This window comes from Mesorhizobium sp. LHD-90, from assembly GCF_030929505.1.
Classification (GTDB): domain Bacteria; phylum Pseudomonadota; class Alphaproteobacteria; order Rhizobiales; family Rhizobiaceae; genus Kumtagia.
This window is the reverse complement of record NZ_JAVFVV010000003.1, coordinates 88,687-102,572: the sequence shown is the minus strand read 5'-3', so window position 1 is coordinate 102,572 and position 13,886 is coordinate 88,687. Positions and strand designations below refer to the sequence as shown.

General features: G+C 64.9%; 20 protein-coding genes. 12 read left to right on the top strand and 8 right to left on the bottom strand.

Going from position 1 to position 13,886, the window contains the following annotated elements; translation table 11 throughout:
- Window positions 1-48: 48 nt before the first annotated feature.
- Window positions 49-1,029, bottom strand: a complete 981-nt coding sequence (cysK, locus tag RB623_RS04595) for a cysteine synthase A (RefSeq protein WP_308055587.1) — start codon at window positions 1,027-1,029, stop codon at window positions 49-51.
- 139 nt (window positions 1,030-1,168) lie between these two features.
- On the opposite strand from cysK, the gene RB623_RS04590 reads away from it, so the two are divergent.
- Window positions 1,169-1,465 carry a DUF3303 family protein gene (locus RB623_RS04590; RefSeq protein ID WP_308055586.1) on the top strand — a complete coding sequence of 99 codons (297 nt, stop codon included), beginning with the start codon at window positions 1,169-1,171 and terminating at the stop codon, window positions 1,463-1,465.
- A 6-nt stretch (window positions 1,466-1,471) separates the two neighbouring features.
- Here RB623_RS04590 and RB623_RS04585 read toward each other — a convergent pair whose 3' ends face one another.
- Entirely contained in the window at window positions 1,472-2,089 is a 618-nt protein-coding gene (locus RB623_RS04585; protein ID WP_308055585.1) for a LysE family translocator, read from the bottom strand.
- Between the two features lie 247 nt (window positions 2,090-2,336).
- Between RB623_RS04585 and RB623_RS04580 the strand changes: the two genes are divergently transcribed.
- Window positions 2,337-2,939 (top strand): cytochrome b, encoded by a 603-nt coding sequence (locus tag RB623_RS04580; RefSeq protein ID WP_308055584.1) that lies wholly within the window; start codon window positions 2,337-2,339, stop codon window positions 2,937-2,939.
- Window positions 2,932-3,534 carry a YceI family protein gene (locus RB623_RS04575; RefSeq protein ID WP_308055583.1) on the top strand — a complete coding sequence of 201 codons (603 nt, stop codon included), beginning with the start codon at window positions 2,932-2,934 and terminating at the stop codon, window positions 3,532-3,534. The genes RB623_RS04580 and RB623_RS04575 overlap by 8 nt, the downstream gene beginning before the upstream one ends.
- A gap of 39 nt (window positions 3,535-3,573) precedes the next feature.
- Here the strand turns inward: RB623_RS04575 and RB623_RS04570 are convergent, their stop codons facing one another.
- A complete protein-coding gene (locus RB623_RS04570; RefSeq protein WP_308055582.1) occupies window positions 3,574-3,759 on the bottom strand; it encodes a hypothetical protein in 186 nt (61 codons plus the stop codon).
- A gap of 89 nt (window positions 3,760-3,848) precedes the next feature.
- Window positions 3,849-4,919, bottom strand: coding sequence for a heat-inducible transcriptional repressor HrcA (gene hrcA, locus RB623_RS04565; protein ID WP_308055581.1), 1,071 nt, complete (start codon window positions 4,917-4,919; stop codon window positions 3,849-3,851).
- Window positions 4,920-5,059: 140 nt separating this feature from the next.
- On the opposite strand from hrcA, the gene rph reads away from it, so the two are divergent.
- From rph to RB623_RS04530, 7 genes are all read left to right on the top strand, one after another.
- Window positions 5,060-5,776, top strand: coding sequence for a ribonuclease PH (rph, locus tag RB623_RS04560; protein WP_308055580.1), 717 nt, complete (start codon window positions 5,060-5,062; stop codon window positions 5,774-5,776).
- A gap of 246 nt (window positions 5,777-6,022) precedes the next feature.
- Window positions 6,023-6,433 carry a VOC family protein gene (locus tag RB623_RS04555; protein ID WP_308055579.1) on the top strand — a complete coding sequence of 137 codons (411 nt, stop codon included), beginning with the start codon at window positions 6,023-6,025 and terminating at the stop codon, window positions 6,431-6,433.
- A complete protein-coding gene (rdgB, locus tag RB623_RS04550) occupies window positions 6,433-7,080 on the top strand; it encodes an RdgB/HAM1 family non-canonical purine NTP pyrophosphatase (RefSeq protein ID WP_308055578.1) in 648 nt (215 codons plus the stop codon). The genes RB623_RS04555 and rdgB overlap by 1 nt, the downstream gene beginning before the upstream one ends.
- A 4-nt stretch (window positions 7,081-7,084) precedes the next feature.
- Complete coding sequence (gene hemW, locus RB623_RS04545) at window positions 7,085-8,242, top strand: radical SAM family heme chaperone HemW (protein ID WP_308055577.1); 1,158 nt, start codon at window positions 7,085-7,087, stop codon at window positions 8,240-8,242.
- A 67-nt stretch (window positions 8,243-8,309) separates the two neighbouring features.
- Window positions 8,310-8,729: a hypothetical protein gene (locus tag RB623_RS04540; protein ID WP_308055576.1), complete on the top strand. Its 420-nt coding sequence runs from the start codon at window positions 8,310-8,312 to the stop codon at window positions 8,727-8,729.
- Window positions 8,708-9,175 (top strand): hypothetical protein, encoded by a 468-nt coding sequence (locus tag RB623_RS04535; protein WP_308055575.1) that lies wholly within the window; start codon window positions 8,708-8,710, stop codon window positions 9,173-9,175. Before RB623_RS04540 ends, RB623_RS04535 begins: the two co-directional genes overlap by 22 nt.
- Window positions 9,176-9,194: 19 nt before the next feature.
- Entirely contained in the window at window positions 9,195-9,623 is a 429-nt protein-coding gene (locus RB623_RS04530; RefSeq protein WP_308055834.1) for an EamA family transporter, read from the top strand.
- Window positions 9,624-9,682: 59 nt separating this feature from the next.
- Here RB623_RS04530 and RB623_RS04525 read toward each other — a convergent pair whose 3' ends face one another.
- Window positions 9,683-9,877: a hypothetical protein gene (locus RB623_RS04525; RefSeq protein WP_308055574.1), complete on the bottom strand. Its 195-nt coding sequence runs from the start codon at window positions 9,875-9,877 to the stop codon at window positions 9,683-9,685.
- A gap of 141 nt (window positions 9,878-10,018) precedes the next feature.
- Here RB623_RS04525 and rsmI point away from each other — a divergent pair, with 141 nt between their 5' ends.
- Window positions 10,019-10,921: a 16S rRNA (cytidine(1402)-2'-O)-methyltransferase gene (gene rsmI / locus RB623_RS04520; RefSeq protein WP_308055573.1), complete on the top strand. Its 903-nt coding sequence runs from the start codon at window positions 10,019-10,021 to the stop codon at window positions 10,919-10,921.
- Window positions 10,908-11,285, top strand: coding sequence for a YraN family protein (locus RB623_RS04515; RefSeq protein WP_308055572.1), 378 nt, complete (start codon window positions 10,908-10,910; stop codon window positions 11,283-11,285). The genes rsmI and RB623_RS04515 overlap by 14 nt, the downstream gene beginning before the upstream one ends.
- 7 nt (window positions 11,286-11,292) lie before the next feature.
- On the opposite strand, the gene RB623_RS04510 is transcribed toward RB623_RS04515, so the two are convergent.
- Genes RB623_RS04510 through RB623_RS04500 form a run of 3 tightly spaced genes read right to left on the bottom strand, consistent with a single transcriptional unit; the run spans window position 11,293 to window position 13,823 of the window.
- On the bottom strand, window positions 11,293-12,060 hold the full coding sequence (locus RB623_RS04510; RefSeq protein WP_308055571.1) for an RES family NAD+ phosphorylase: 768 nt from the start codon (window positions 12,058-12,060) through the stop codon (window positions 11,293-11,295).
- A complete protein-coding gene (locus tag RB623_RS04505) occupies window positions 12,020-12,394 on the bottom strand; it encodes an MbcA/ParS/Xre antitoxin family protein (protein WP_308055570.1) in 375 nt (124 codons plus the stop codon). The genes RB623_RS04510 and RB623_RS04505 overlap by 41 nt, the downstream gene beginning before the upstream one ends.
- A gap of 58 nt (window positions 12,395-12,452) precedes the next feature.
- Complete coding sequence (locus RB623_RS04500; RefSeq protein ID WP_308055569.1) at window positions 12,453-13,823, bottom strand: cytochrome P450; 1,371 nt, start codon at window positions 13,821-13,823, stop codon at window positions 12,453-12,455.
- Window positions 13,824-13,886: the final 63 nt, after the last annotated feature.

Sequence of the window (13,886 nt, the reverse complement as noted above, 5' to 3'; positions counted from 1 at the left end):
GACCAGACTTCGAGCCAGGTCGACCGGTCCGCGGCCGAGGCGGCGCGGCTAGCCGCCCAGCCCCTCAAACAGGACGGTCGAGAGATAGCGCTCGGCAAACGACGGGATGACCACCACCAGGTTCTTTCCGGCATTCTCCAGCCGCGAGCCGACGACAACCGCCGCTTGCAAGGCCGCGCCCGACGAGATACCGACCGGCACGCCCTCAAGCCGCGCCACCAGCCGCGCATTGGCGATCGAATCCTCGTTGGAGACTTTGACGATCTCGTCATAGATCGTGGTGTCGAGGATTTTTGGCGCAAAGCCCGCGCCGATGCCCTGGATCTTGTGCGGACCCGGCTGGCCGCCCGACAGCACCGGCGAGGCCTCAGGCTCCACCGCCACCACATGCAGCGACGGTTTTCGCTTCTTGATCACCTGGCCGACGCCGGTGATCGTGCCGCCCGTGCCGATGCCGGAGACGAAGATGTCGACGCCGCCCTGAGTGTCGTTCCAGATCTCTTCCGCCGTCGTCTGCCGGTGGATCTCCGGATTGGCCGGGTTCTCGAACTGCTGCGGGATCACCGCGTCGGGCAGCGAGGCGGCAAGCTCGTCCGCCTTGGCGATCGCGCCCTTCATGCCCTTGGCGCCCTCGGTCAGCACCAGTTCGGCGCCGAGCAGCGCCAGCATCTTGCGCCGCTCCAGCGACATCGTCTCCGGCATGGTGAGGATCAGCTTGTAGCCCTTCGCGGCGGCCGCGAAGGCCAGCGCGATGCCGGTATTGCCGGAAGTCGGCTCGATCAGCGTCGTCTTTCCAGGCGTGATCCGGCCGTCAGCCTCCAGCGCCTCGATCATGGCCACACCGATGCGGTCCTTGACGCTGGCGATCGGGTTGAAGAATTCGAGCTTTGCCAAAAGGTTGGCAACGATCCCTTTCTCCTTGGCGAACTTGTCGAGCCGGACCAGCGGCGTGTCGCCGATCGTCTCGGTGATCGAATTGTAGACGCGCCCGCGTCCGGGGACGTGCGTCGTGGTGACCGGCTTGTTCATCGTTTCGCTCCTCGATTGATTTTGGCGGGCAAGATAGCCGAGATTGGCGCGGGTGCCGAGAGCCGGAACCGGAACATTAGACCCGCTTCGCCGGCTTCCGAGCAAAGCCATTTGGCAACAGGCGCGAAAGCAGGAACGAATGCTTTTCATGGTCATCGAGCGGTTTGAAAACAACGACATGGTTCCGGTCTACGACCGCTTCCGCAAAAGTGGCCGCAGCCTTCCCGAAGGTCTGGAGTTCGTCGAAAGCTGGGTCGAGGCCAATTTCGGCCGCTGCTTCCAACTGATGCGATGCTCCGACGCAAAAGCGTTCCAGGAATGGATTCTCCACTGGCGCGGCACGGGCGTGACGATGGAAATCGTGCCGGTTGTGCCCAGCGCCGAGACACGGGCGCTGGTGACGTCGCATCTTGACGCGACGTCGAAACCTGCCTGACGTCGATTACTGACGCGCGGCGATCGCCAGCGCGGCGCCCGCCATGAAGGCAGCCGCCGTCCGGTTGAGGGCCTTCAGCGCGCGCGGCGTCTTCAGGAACCAGCGCGCCTTCGCCGCCAGCGCCAGATAAGGCACCAGCACAATCAGCAGCACGACGACGGTGATCGCCGCCAGCACGCCATAGTCGGACAAGGTGATGGTCCTGAGATCGACCAGCGTCGGCACGAGCGCCAGATAGAAGATCATCGTCTTCGGGTTGCCGAGGGTGACCGTCAAGCCGGCGGCGAAGCTGGAGACCAGACCGCCCCTGCCCTTGCGGGTCTCGACGCTTTCGGGCGTGATGCCGCTCTTCCAGAAGGTCCAGGCGAGCCATGCGAGATAGGCGACGCCGAACCATTTGACCACCAGGAACACCATGCCAAATGTCTGCGCCACCAGCGCCAGGCCGAGCACGACCGCCGTCAGATAGGTGAGGTCGCCGACGATGAGCCCGAGCGACATGAACAGCGAAGAGCGGAAACCCGAGCCGAGCGCACGCGCCACCAGCGCCGTCACGCCCGGGCCGGGAATGGCGGCGGCCAGCGCCAGCGCGCCGCTATAGGCAATGAAACCGGCAAGCGTCATGGCTGACCTCGAAAAATCGGAGGCTGCTCATGCCACAAAACCGCGCCGGCGTGAATGGCGCAGCCTTCCGTCACGCGCCGGGCCACAGGCCGATCTTTGCCAGGTTCGGTTCGAGGCAATCGCCGGAAAGCCTCTCCGTTTACCGTTCCCGATCTCGTGAGCGGCAGGCGGCGATCCGCCGGAAGACGCGCGGCGCACGGCGCGTTAGTCTCGGGTGAACCCGAACGGAACCGGCGCCCGACAAAACATGCCGCGCTATCACGAAAACACCTACGGCATCGTCGCGATCGCCCTGCACTGGACGATCGCGCTGCTGTTTCTCGGGCAGATCGTTTTCGGCTTCTCGATGGAGCAGGTCAAAAGCCTGGCGCTGCAATTCGAACTCATCCAGTGGCACAAATCCTTCGGCTTCCTGATCCTCATTCTGGCGTTTCTGCGCCTGCTCTGGCGGCTTGCCGCCGGCCGGCCGCAACCGCCGGCCACCTTGTCCCGGGTGGAGCGCGTCGCCGCGGAGACGGTTCAGTGGACACTGCTCATTGCAACGCTCGCCGTGCCGTTGGCCGGCTGGGCGCTGGCGTCGACCTCGACGCTCGGCATACCGAGCTTCGCCTTCAACCTCGTGGTCGTGCCGCATCTGCCGCTGACGCCTTCCGATGAAGCGGAAGCTTTCTGGCGCGAAACGCACAAACTTCTGGCCTACGGCGCCGGCATGCTCGCCATCGGCCACGCGGCGGCGGCGCTGGCGCATCATTTTGTCCTGCGCGACGACGTGCTTGTCCGCATGCTGCCCGGCCGGGCGGCACGGCCGGCGACGCATCGCGTCACCCTGGAGACCAACGACGATGTCTGACCATGTCCCCACGCCGGCCAGCGCCGGCAAGCTCGCAGGATGGGTTCTTGCCGCGAGCCTGCTCCTGCCGTCGGCGCCCGCCTCCGCCGACGCGCTGTCGGAAGCGGCGGGCAACTACCGCATCGATTCCTCCTCGAAAATCAACTTCAAGGTCGACCAGGTCGGCGGCGGCGGCATCAAGGGCAGCTTCGGCTCCTACAGCGGTTCCTTCCGCATCGACGGCAGCAACGTCTCGAAATCGAAGGTGACCATCACGCTCTTCCCGAAAAGCGTGAAGGCCAACCAGGCGCGCATGGAGGATTTTCTGCGCTCCGACGCGGTGTTCGACGTGGCCAACCATCCGGAGATCACCTTCCGCTCGACCTCGGTGACCAGGACCGGCGACGACGGGGCGCGCATCGACGGCGTGCTCACGGCACGCGGCAAGTCACGAAAGGCGCAGTTCGAGGCGACGGTCGGCAAGCGCAATGGCAAGGCCATCTCCTTCCGCGTCACCGGCTCGATCTACCGCTCGCCCTACGGCATGGATGTCGGCACGCCGATCTACTCGAACGTCGTGCAGTTCGACATGACGCTCAACGGAACGCGCAAATAGCCGCGGACCTGGCCCCGTCGAAACACGGCAGCGGCGGGTTCAGTACCCGGCTTCGTCGAGCATTTGCTCCAGTTCGACCAGATCCTGCGGCAACGGCATGCCCAGCGCGCGAAGTTCGATCAGCTTCTCGCGCACCCGCTCATGCACCTCGTGCGCGTCCTCGGGCTGGTTGACCATCTCTTCCAGCAACAGCGCGATCTGCGCCTTGATCTGTTCCAGAGCCATCACAGCCTCCCGCCTCGCCCGTTCGTATCGAGCAGCCTATACCGGATCGGATGCCTGGGTCACGTCTCGATTACGTGCGTCAAAGAAGCTTACCGCAACATCTTGCTGATCAACTGCGCCGTATAATCGACCATCGGCACGATGCGGGCGTAGTTCAGCCGCGTCGGGCCGATGACGCCGAGCGCGCCGACGACGCGCGCATCCTTGTCGCGATAGGGCGCGACGACCAGCGACGAGCCGGAGAGCGAGAACAGCTTGTTCTCCGAACCGATGAAGATGCGCACGCCCGACCCCGCCTCGGCGAGGTCGAGAAGTTGGATCATGCCGTCCTGCGTTTCCATGTCCTCGAACAGGTGCCGCAGCAGGTCGAGGTCGGCCTGGGCCGTCACATTCTCCAGCAGATTGGCGCGTCCGCGCACGATCAGCCGGGCCGGCAGTCCGCTTTCGGCGCCTGCCCAAACAGCCAGCCCCTTTTCCACCAATTGCTGCGACAGCGTGTCCAGCGCCGCCTTGATCTCCTCCTTGACCCGCGCGATATCGCTCCGCGCCTCGGCCAGCGTGCGGCCGCGGATGTGGGCGTTGAGGAAGTTCGAGGCTTCCTGGATCTGCGACGTGGTCACACCCGCCGGCAGTTCCAGCACGCGGTTCTCGACATCCCCGTTCTGCGAGACAAGCACCGCCAGCGCCCGCTGCGGCTCAAGCTGGATGAATTCGATGTGCTTCAGCGGCACCTCGCTTTTCGCCGCCAGCACCAGGCCGGCGCCGCGCGAGACGCCCGACAGCATCTGGCTGGCCTCCGTCAGCATCTGCTCGACGGACACCCCCTGCCCCGACGCCTTGAGCTGGGTGTCGATCGAGCGGCGTTCTTCTTCCGTCAGGTCGCCGAGTTCGAGGAAGGCATCGACGAAGAAGCGAAGCCCCCTCTGCGTCGGCAGGCGTCCGGCCGAGATATGCGGCGCATAGATCAGCCCGAGCTGTTCGAGGTCGCTCATGACGTTGCGCACCGTCGCCGGCGACAGCGTGGCGGGCAGCATCCGCGACAGGCTGCGCGAACCCACCGGCTCGCCGTCCAGAAGATAGGAATCGACGATGCGGCGGAAGATGTCGCGCGAGCGGGCGTCGAGCGTCTGAAGTGTGGGATCGGCCAGCGGTTTGTTCATGGCGGTGCGGAACTCCGAACCGGATCATATCGTTGCGGAGGCCATCAGCACAACCGCCGTGGCATGCGGGGGGAAATCCTTTGCGCTGTCGCAGGCGTGGGTCTACAAGCCGCCGAAGAATCCGATCCCTAGGAAGCCTGATGCGTCCCTCCAAACGACAGTTCGACGAAATGCGCGCCATCTCCTTCGAGCGCAACGTCTCAAAACATGCCGAAGGCTCCTGCCTGGTGAAATTCGGCGACACCCATGTGCTGTGCACGGCCAGCCTGGAAGAGAAGGTGCCGGGCTGGATGCGCAACACCGGGCGCGGCTGGGTCACCGCCGAATACGGCATGCTGCCGCGCGCCACCGGCGAGCGCATGCGCCGCGAGGCATCGACCGGCAAGCAGGGCGGACGCACGCTGGAGATCCAGCGGCTGATCGGCCGTTCGCTGCGCGCCGTGGTCGATCTGCAGGCGCTGGGCGAGATGCAGATCACCGTCGACTGCGACGTCATCCAGGCCGATGGGGGCACACGCACCGCCGCGATCACCGGCGGCTGGGTGGCGCTGCACGACTGCCTGCGCTGGATGGAGACGCGCCAGATGACAACGGTGTCGAAGGTGCTGAAGGATCACGTCGCCGCGATCTCCTGCGGCATCCATGACGGCCAGCCGGTGCTCGACCTCGACTATGTCGAGGATTCCGCCGCCGGCACCGACGCCAATTTCGTCATGACCGGCAAGGGCGGCATCGTCGAGATCCAGGGCACGGCGGAAGGCGCGCCGTTCAGCGAGGAAGAATTCGCCAACCTGATGGCGCTCGCCCGCAAGGGCATCTCGCGGCTGGTGAATTTGCAGCAGATGGCGGTGGCGTAGTTCGGAGACGTTTGTGCTCGGCCAACACCCCTCATCCGACCTCGCTTCGCTCGGCCACCTTCTCCCACAAGGGGAGAAGAGGGAGCGCTGCTTTTCCGTCTCCGCAAATCTCCAACGCCGTCAATTGGCGGCAAGGTCGGGGCGAAACTCCACCTTCTCCCCTTGTGGGAGAAGGTGGCCGAGCGAAGCGAGGTCGGATGAGGGGTGTTGGCCGAATGCGGCTCAATCAGGAAGGGTCGCAAAAAAATGACCCCCTCCGCCATCCTCGAATCCGCGCTCTATGTAACTGATCTCGATGCGGCAGAGGCTTTTTACCGCGACGTGCTCGGCCTGTCGCTGATCGCCCGCGTCAATGGACGGCACGTCTTCTTCCGTTGCGGCCAAGGCGTGCTTCTGCTCTTCAATGCCGAGGCGACAAAAATCCCTCCCCCGCCGGCTGCAAAACTGCCCGTGCCGCCGCATGGCGCCGCCGGTCAGGGTCATCTTTGCTTCTCCGCCAGCGCGGAAGAAATTGAGCGGTGGAAAACCCGGCTCGAAGGTCAGGGAATCGCCATCGAGGCGGATTTCGAATGGCCGAATGGCGGCCGTTCGATCTATTTTCGCGATCCGTCCGGCAACTCGATCGAATTCGCCGAGCCGAGGATCTGGGGTCTTTGATGCGCCCATTGGCCGAGAAAAAACTGGTCGTCGCCAGCCACAATGGCGGCAAGCTGCGCGAGTTCGCCGACCTGATGGCGCCCTTCGGCATAGAGGCGCGCTCGGCCAAGGATTTTGGCCTGCCCGAGCCCGACGAGACCGGCACGACCTTCGAGGAAAACGCTTACATCAAGGCGTTGGCGGCGGCCAAGGCGACCGGCCTGCCGGCACTGTCCGACGATTCCGGCCTGTGCATCGATGCGCTCGGCGGCCAGCCCGGCGTCTACACCGCCAACTGGGCCGAAACGCCTGACGGCGGCCGTGATTTCCGCCTTGCCATGCAACGGGCCGAGGTCGCCATGCAGGAGGTCGGCGCGACAGAACCGGCACAACGCACCGGCCGTTTCGTCGCCGTCATCTGCCTCGCCTGGCCGGACGGCGAGGCCGAATATTTTCGAGGCGAGGCGGAAGGCCATCTCGTCTGGCCGCCGCGCGGCGACAAGGGTTTCGGCTATGATCCGGTCTTCGTCCCGAACGGCCACGAGCGCACCTTCGGCGAGATGACTGCGGAGGAGAAGCACGGCTGGAAACCCGGCCAGGCCGACGCGCTTTCGCACCGCGCCCGCGCCTTCCAGAAATTCGCAAGGGCGAAACTTGGCTCGGCGTGATCCGATGATCGGCGCGGACGATCCGGGTTTCGGCGTCTACATCCACTGGCCGTTCTGCGCGGCCAAATGCCCGTACTGCGACTTCAACAGCCATGTTCGCCATCAGCCGGTCGACCAGCCGCGTTTCGCCGCGGCCTTCGAGCGCGAGATGGCGGCAATGCGCGAGCGCACCGGTCCGCGCAGCGTCAGCAGCATCTTTCTCGGCGGCGGCACGCCGTCTCTGATGCTGCCGCAGACGGTGGACGCCATTCTCGACGCGATAGCGCGACACTGGAACGTGCCGGAAAACATCGAGATCACGCTGGAGGCCAATCCCTCCTCCGTCGAGGCCGAGCGGTTCCGCGGCTACCGAGCCGCCGGTGTCAACCGCGTCTCGCTCGGCGTGCAGGCGCTGAACGATGCCGACCTGCGTTTCCTCGGCCGCCTGCACAATGTCGAGGAAGCGCTGAAGGCGATCGGCCTTGCCCGCGACATCTTCCCCCGCCTCTCCTTCGACCTGATCTACGCCCGTCCGGGACAGACGCTGGACGCATGGGAGGCGGAACTCGACGAAGCGATCGGCTATGCCGCCGACCATCTGTCGCTCTACCAGCTCACCATCGAGGAAGGCACCCGCTTCCACGCCCTGCATGCTGCCGGCAAGATTGCGATGCCCGACATGGACCTTGCAGCCGACCTTTATGACCTGACGCAAGCTGTGACCGCGGCGCGCGGTCTGCCCGCCTACGAAATCTCCAACCATGCCCGGCCTGGCGCGGAAAGCCGGCACAATCTGATCTACTGGCGCTACGGCGAATATACCGGCATCGGTCCCGGCGCCCATGGCCGCTTCGTCGAGAACGGCCGCCGCGTCGTGACGGTGACGGAAAAGACCCCGGAAACTTGGCTGAACCTGGTCGAAGCCAACGGTCACGGCGTCGTCGACGGCGAAATCCTCAACCGCTCGGAAGAGGCCGACGAATATTTGCTGATGGGCCTGCGGCTGGCCGAAGGCATCGACCTCGACCGGTATGCGCGGCTCTCCGGCCGGGAACTCTCCTCCGAGCGGCTGGCCATCCTGCAGGACGAGGGCCTGGTCGCCTCGATCGGCAATTCGCGCCTGCGTGCCACCCCGGCCGGCATGGTCGTGCTCAACGCGGTCGTGGCGGATCTGGCGCGGTAACGGCCAAATCTCACGCTGGAGTTGCTTCTTCAACGGCCCAGGTTAATCTCCCTGCTGAGGGCGGGCGATGACCAGAGAGGAATGGAAGGCACGATCGCGGGCGTTCGAACGGAGCGCGGCCACGCTTCTGGCGAACGCACACTATGACATGGCCTACCATCTCGCCGGCATAGCCGTTGAATGCGCCTTGAAAGCCAGGATAGCCGCGCTGTTCCGAAGTAACGACCTTCCGGACAAGAACCTGGTGGACGACATCTATCGCAACGGCCATAATTTGGCTGCGTTGGCCAAGCTCGCCGGTCTTGGAATCGATCTCGCGGCGCAAGAGGCTGTGTCCATTGCATTTCGCGAGAATTGGGCGACTGTCAGAGCTTGGAGCATCAATTCACGATACGTGGCTTCAACTCAACAGGAGGCCACGAACATGATGAATGCCGTCGCCCGGCGCGGAACAGGAGTGCTCCCATGGATAAGACACCGCTGGTAGGGCCTGACTTCGACGGCGGGCGCGATCTGCTTGAGGCGCTGGAGCGGGCCGGGTTGCCGATCGCGGTCGCCGCTTGGCTCAATTTACGCGAAGCCTTCGACTGGCAGCTTTATCTAGCGTCACCGGATGTTCAAACATATGGACCGACAACAGTCATCAGATTTGTGGACAAGATCCTCATTGCGACACAATCACCCATTCCACTCAGGGTGATTACCATTGTGAATACCTCCAATAACTTCGTCAATAAAATTCCAGAATACTATGATCCATCAAAAAATATAAATCTCGTAAATAATACAACGAGGGTTATTGGCATGCCTTTTGATGACGGATATATCGTAGAGGGATTTATTTACAAGATCGACAAAGGCGTGAAACCCTCGAAGGTAACACCAAAGCCCGATGCGTCGGCGCTCAAGCGTGCAAAGTCGCTGGCTGCATGAACTCCAAGGTCAGGCACTAGTGGCCGGCTCCTGGCAATTTTGGGCGATCCTGTCCGCCGCCTTCGCCGCGCTCACCGCCATCTTTGCCAAGGTCGGCGTCAGCAGCATAAATCCCGACTTCGCCACGCTGATCCGCACCTTGGTGATCTTGGCGGTGATAGCCTCGATCGTCGCCGCCACCGGCCAGTGGCAGGCCCCGGGCGAGATCGGCGCAAAAACCTGGCTGTTCCTGGTGCTTTCGGGGCTGGCGACCGGCGCGTCCTGGCTCTGCTATTTTCGCGCGCTCAAGCTCGGCAACGCCGCGCAGGTCGCGCCGCTAGACAAGCTGAGCGTGGTCCTCGTCGCCGTCTTCGCCGCGCTGTTTCTCGGCGAAAGGCTGACCCTTCTCAACTGGCTTGGTGTCGTGCTTGTCGCGGGTGGGGCGGTGCTGATCGCCCAGCGGACCTGAGGCGGCGCATGGGGCGCCGGCGATCCGGCCGACGAAGGCGTCGAACCGCGCCGGCATGATTACTGGCGGTCCGCCTTCGCCGCGGCGATGGCGCGCGCCAGCCGGTCGCGGCAGGCCTCGAGCCGCGCCCTGGTCTCGAAAACCTGGGCTGTCCTTGCGTCCGTGTCGAGGAGGCGTTTTGCGGTCTTTTCGGTTTTTGCGGGGCGAGCGGCATAATAGGGCGCGAACGCGTCCTGGATCTGAAGCGATTCCATAAAAATTCTCCCAAGAGCCGGGATAAACGGGCAAGCGGCCTTATCGTTCCGAAACAACGGTAAAATTGCGGCGCGAAAACAATCTTCTTTGCTTCCGACGGGCGGCGCATGGCACATAGCGCAGATGCGAGTTTCAGCCCCGTGAAAGACACCGTTAAAATCCGCGCCTTCGTCGTCGGACAGGCCGAAATTCCAGCCCGCCCGCTGGAGCCGGCGCTCTATCTGGTCGCCACGCCGATCGGCAATCTCGGCGACGTCACCTTGCGCGCGCTGGAGACGCTGGCCGCCGCCGATGTGCTCGCCTGCGAGGACACGCGGGTCACCCGCGTGCTGCTCGACCGCTACGGCATCCGCCAGCGCCCGACCCCCTATCACGAGCACAATGCGGCGGAGGCCGGGCCAAAACTCATCGAGGCCCTGAGCGAGGGAAAGCGCGTCGCGCTGGTGTCGGATGCCGGCACGCCGCTGGTCTCCGATCCCGGCTTCCGGCTGGTCGAGCAGGCTCTGGCCGCCGGCGTTCGCGTCATCCCGATCCCCGGCCCATCCGCCGTGCTCGCGGCCCTCACCGCCTCCGGCCTGCCTTCCGACACGTTTCTGTTCGCCGGTTTTTTGCCGGTGAAGGACGGGCAGCGCCGCACGCGGCTGGAGGAACTGAAGACCGTTCCCGCAACGCTGGTCTTCTTCGAATCGCCGCGCCGGCTGTCCGACACGCTCGTCGCCATGGCCGACATCTACGGTGCACGCAAGGCGGCGGTCGGCCGCGAACTCACCAAGACTTTTGAAGAGATGCGCACCGGCACGCTGCCGGACCTGGCCGCACAATACGCCGCCGCCGACACACCGAAGGGCGAGATCGTCGTCTGCATCGGCCCGCCCGCCGCCGAAGCCCCGCTCGACGCCGGTGATGTCGATCGCCTGCTGCTGTCGCTCGCCGCCGAGATGCCGGCCTCAAAGGCGGCCGCCGAGGCCGCGCGCATGACCGGCGGCCGCAAGCCGGAGCTTTACCGCCGCCTCATGGATCTGAAGGCGGATGCGTCCGGATGACGTCATCTTCCGCCGAAAAGCCTATCGCCGCGGCCACCGCGGCGAATGGCTGGCCGCGCTCGCCCTCATGGCCAAGGGTTTCCGCATCGTTGCCCGCCGCTACCGCACGCCGCTCGGCGAGATCGACCTGATTGCCCGGCGCGGCGACCTCGTGCTGATCGTCGAGGTCAAGGCGCGAAAAACGCTGATGGCGGCGATGGAGGCGATCTCCTACCCGTCCGAGCGCCGCATCGAGGGTGCGGCCGACCTCTGGCTGACCCGCCAGCGCGACCACGCCCGCCTCTCCATGCGCTTCGACCTCGTCGCCGTGCTGCCCTGGCGCTGGCCGGTGCATGTCGAGAACATTTTTTACGGGCGGAACTGATGCAGCACTATCCGCTACGCCGGCGCAGGCCCTCCAGCCTCGGATCGGCCGAAAAATCCTCGACCGAAAAAGCAAGGCGCAGCTCCGGCCAGTCGCAGATCGCATAGGCCTGGCGCGCCGAAAGCGAGACGCGCCAGGTGGCGTAGGCCGAGGGTTTTGGCTCGATGAAGGCCAGGCAGGTCAGCAGCGCCAGATTGGCGCGGCCCGACGGATCGCGGACCGACCGGTAGCGGATGATGCCGATACCCGCCTCGCGCGCGGCGTCGGCCAGCGCCAGGCAGGCCGAATAGTCGGCAAGATCGGTCCAGCGCGCCGCGTCGCGCGAAAGCGGCGCAACCGTGAGGTCGATTGCTGCTTCGACGGCATAACGCGTTTCAAAGCCTGTAAATTCCAGCGGGTTGCGCGGCCACGGCGTATCGGGGCTCTCGGCAAAGAACAGCAGGCGGTAGAACACGGTCTCGGCCACCGCCGTCTCCACCGTCTCCGCCGCGTAGTAGACGCCGGGCGAAAACCCCTCGCGCCGGAAGCGTGAATTGCCGGGATAGCGGCCGTAGCGGAACGGCGTCGACATCAGATAGTGCAGGTGGCGGCACTCCGCCGGGCCCGGCGGCTTTGTGCGCTCCAGTTCCTCTTCCAGAAGCTGCTGCTCGTCCAGCGTGTCGACCAGCTTCATCGTCGAAACGCGGTGCTGCGCCTCGACCAGCCGCCAGCACGAGCCTTGGGCGGGCTTCGCCTCAGACCGGAGCGCGCCGGGCGTCCAGATAGGCAAGGACATTGGCGAGCCCGTCTATGGTCGTGATCCTGGAGATCGGCCTGCCGCCGAGGGCGGTGTTTTCGGCGCGCATCCAGCGCCGCGACGCCTCGTCGTCGCCGCCCATGATGGCGTCGAGCGAGCGGTAGAGCCGGATGAACAGCAGGGCGAGTTCATAGGGCTTGCCGGCTAGCCGCACGGCGGCGTCGCCTTTCTTCAGCCGCGAGAGGCTCGCTTCCGAAAGACCGATCACTGCGGACAGCTCCCTTGCCGACAGTCCGAGCAACTCGGCAGCCCGCATCAGCGCCTTGGACGCCACTGCGCCGGCGGAGGGTCGTGGGGAATGCAAGCTTTCCATGTCGTTTCTCCTGAAAACATAGATACTCATTCTTGCAGGAGAAATCAACTGAGCGACTCTATCGCCGCGTTACCCGCATCGGCAGGCCGCCCTGCGGCTGCGTGGTCAGCTTCTGCACCGGCCAGGGTTTGGTCTCGGCCACCGTGTCGAAGCGGAAGCGCGACAACAGCACCGCCAGGGCGATCACCGCCTCCTGCATAGCGAAACTCGCGCCGATGCAGATGCGCGGCCCCGCCCCGAACGGCAGATACTGGAAACGGTTTATTTTCTCCCTGTTGCCGGGGTGGAAGCGCGACGGCAGGAAGGCGTTCGGGTCGTCCCACAGTTTTCTGTGCCGGTGCACCACCCAGGGCATCACCAGCACCTGCGCGCCGCGCGGGATTTTTAGCGTCTCATAGGTTTCCGGCACGATCGGCTCGCGGTTGATCGACGGCGCCGGCGGATAGAGCCGCATCGCCTCCTCGAAGGCCGCGCGCGTCAGAGGCATCAGGTCCAGCCACTTCACCGGGTCGGGCTCGGCCTTCGTCACCCGGTCGATCTCGTCTTCGATCGGCGCGCGCTCCCACGGCGCCTCGGCCAGGCAATAGAGCGTCCAGCCCAGCGCGCGGGCCGTCGTCTCGTGGCCGGCGCCGATGAAGGTGATGATGTTGTCCTCCACCTCCTGGCGAGTCAGCCCGTCCTCTCCCTCGGCATTGAGCAGCAGGGTCAGGAAATCCTCAGGCACGTCGTCGGGCGTGCGTTCCATGCGCTCGATGCGCATCGCCACCGTGTCGCTGACGATCATTCGAAAAAACCTCATCGTCCGGCGGCCGCGAATGTGGGTGATGCGTGGCAGCCAGTCCGGCGCGCGAAGAATGTCGAGCGGATCGACGCGACCCATCGTCTCGAACAGCCGCTCGATCTCGCCGCCGAACGAGCCGGGCGAGCCGGCGATCTCGTTGGAGAACAGCGTCTCGGCCATGATGTCGAAGGTCAGCAGCGTCATGTCGTGGGCGACATCCACGGTGCCGGCGACGTTTTCATAGCGCTCGGCGAAAGCCTGCGTCCGCTCCAGCATCGGTTTGGCGAAGCCGAAGATGTGGCGCGGCGTGAACACCGGCGCCATCGCTTTGCGCGAGCGTTTCCACACCTGCCCTTCCGCCGTCAGCAGCCCGTCGCGCAGGATCGGCCGCAGCACTTTCTGGCGCACGGTGGCGAGCTTGTAGTTTTTTGCGTTGTCGACCAGCACGTGGCGGATCAGGCCGGGATCGTTGGCGATCACCAACGGCCCGCCGACGCCGTTCACAACAATCCAGGGCTGGTTGTAGGAGGGCTCGCCCCACAGTTCGAGCGGGTTGCGGTAGATGATGCGGATCATCTCCAGCATGGAGGGCGGCCGCGTGCGAGGCACGGGCGCCGGAGGGCGAAACGGGGCTGGCGATGTGTCCATGGCGGGTCGATCCGGACTGACTTTTGCACAAGATAGGCGCCCGCGACATGCGACACCATGGAA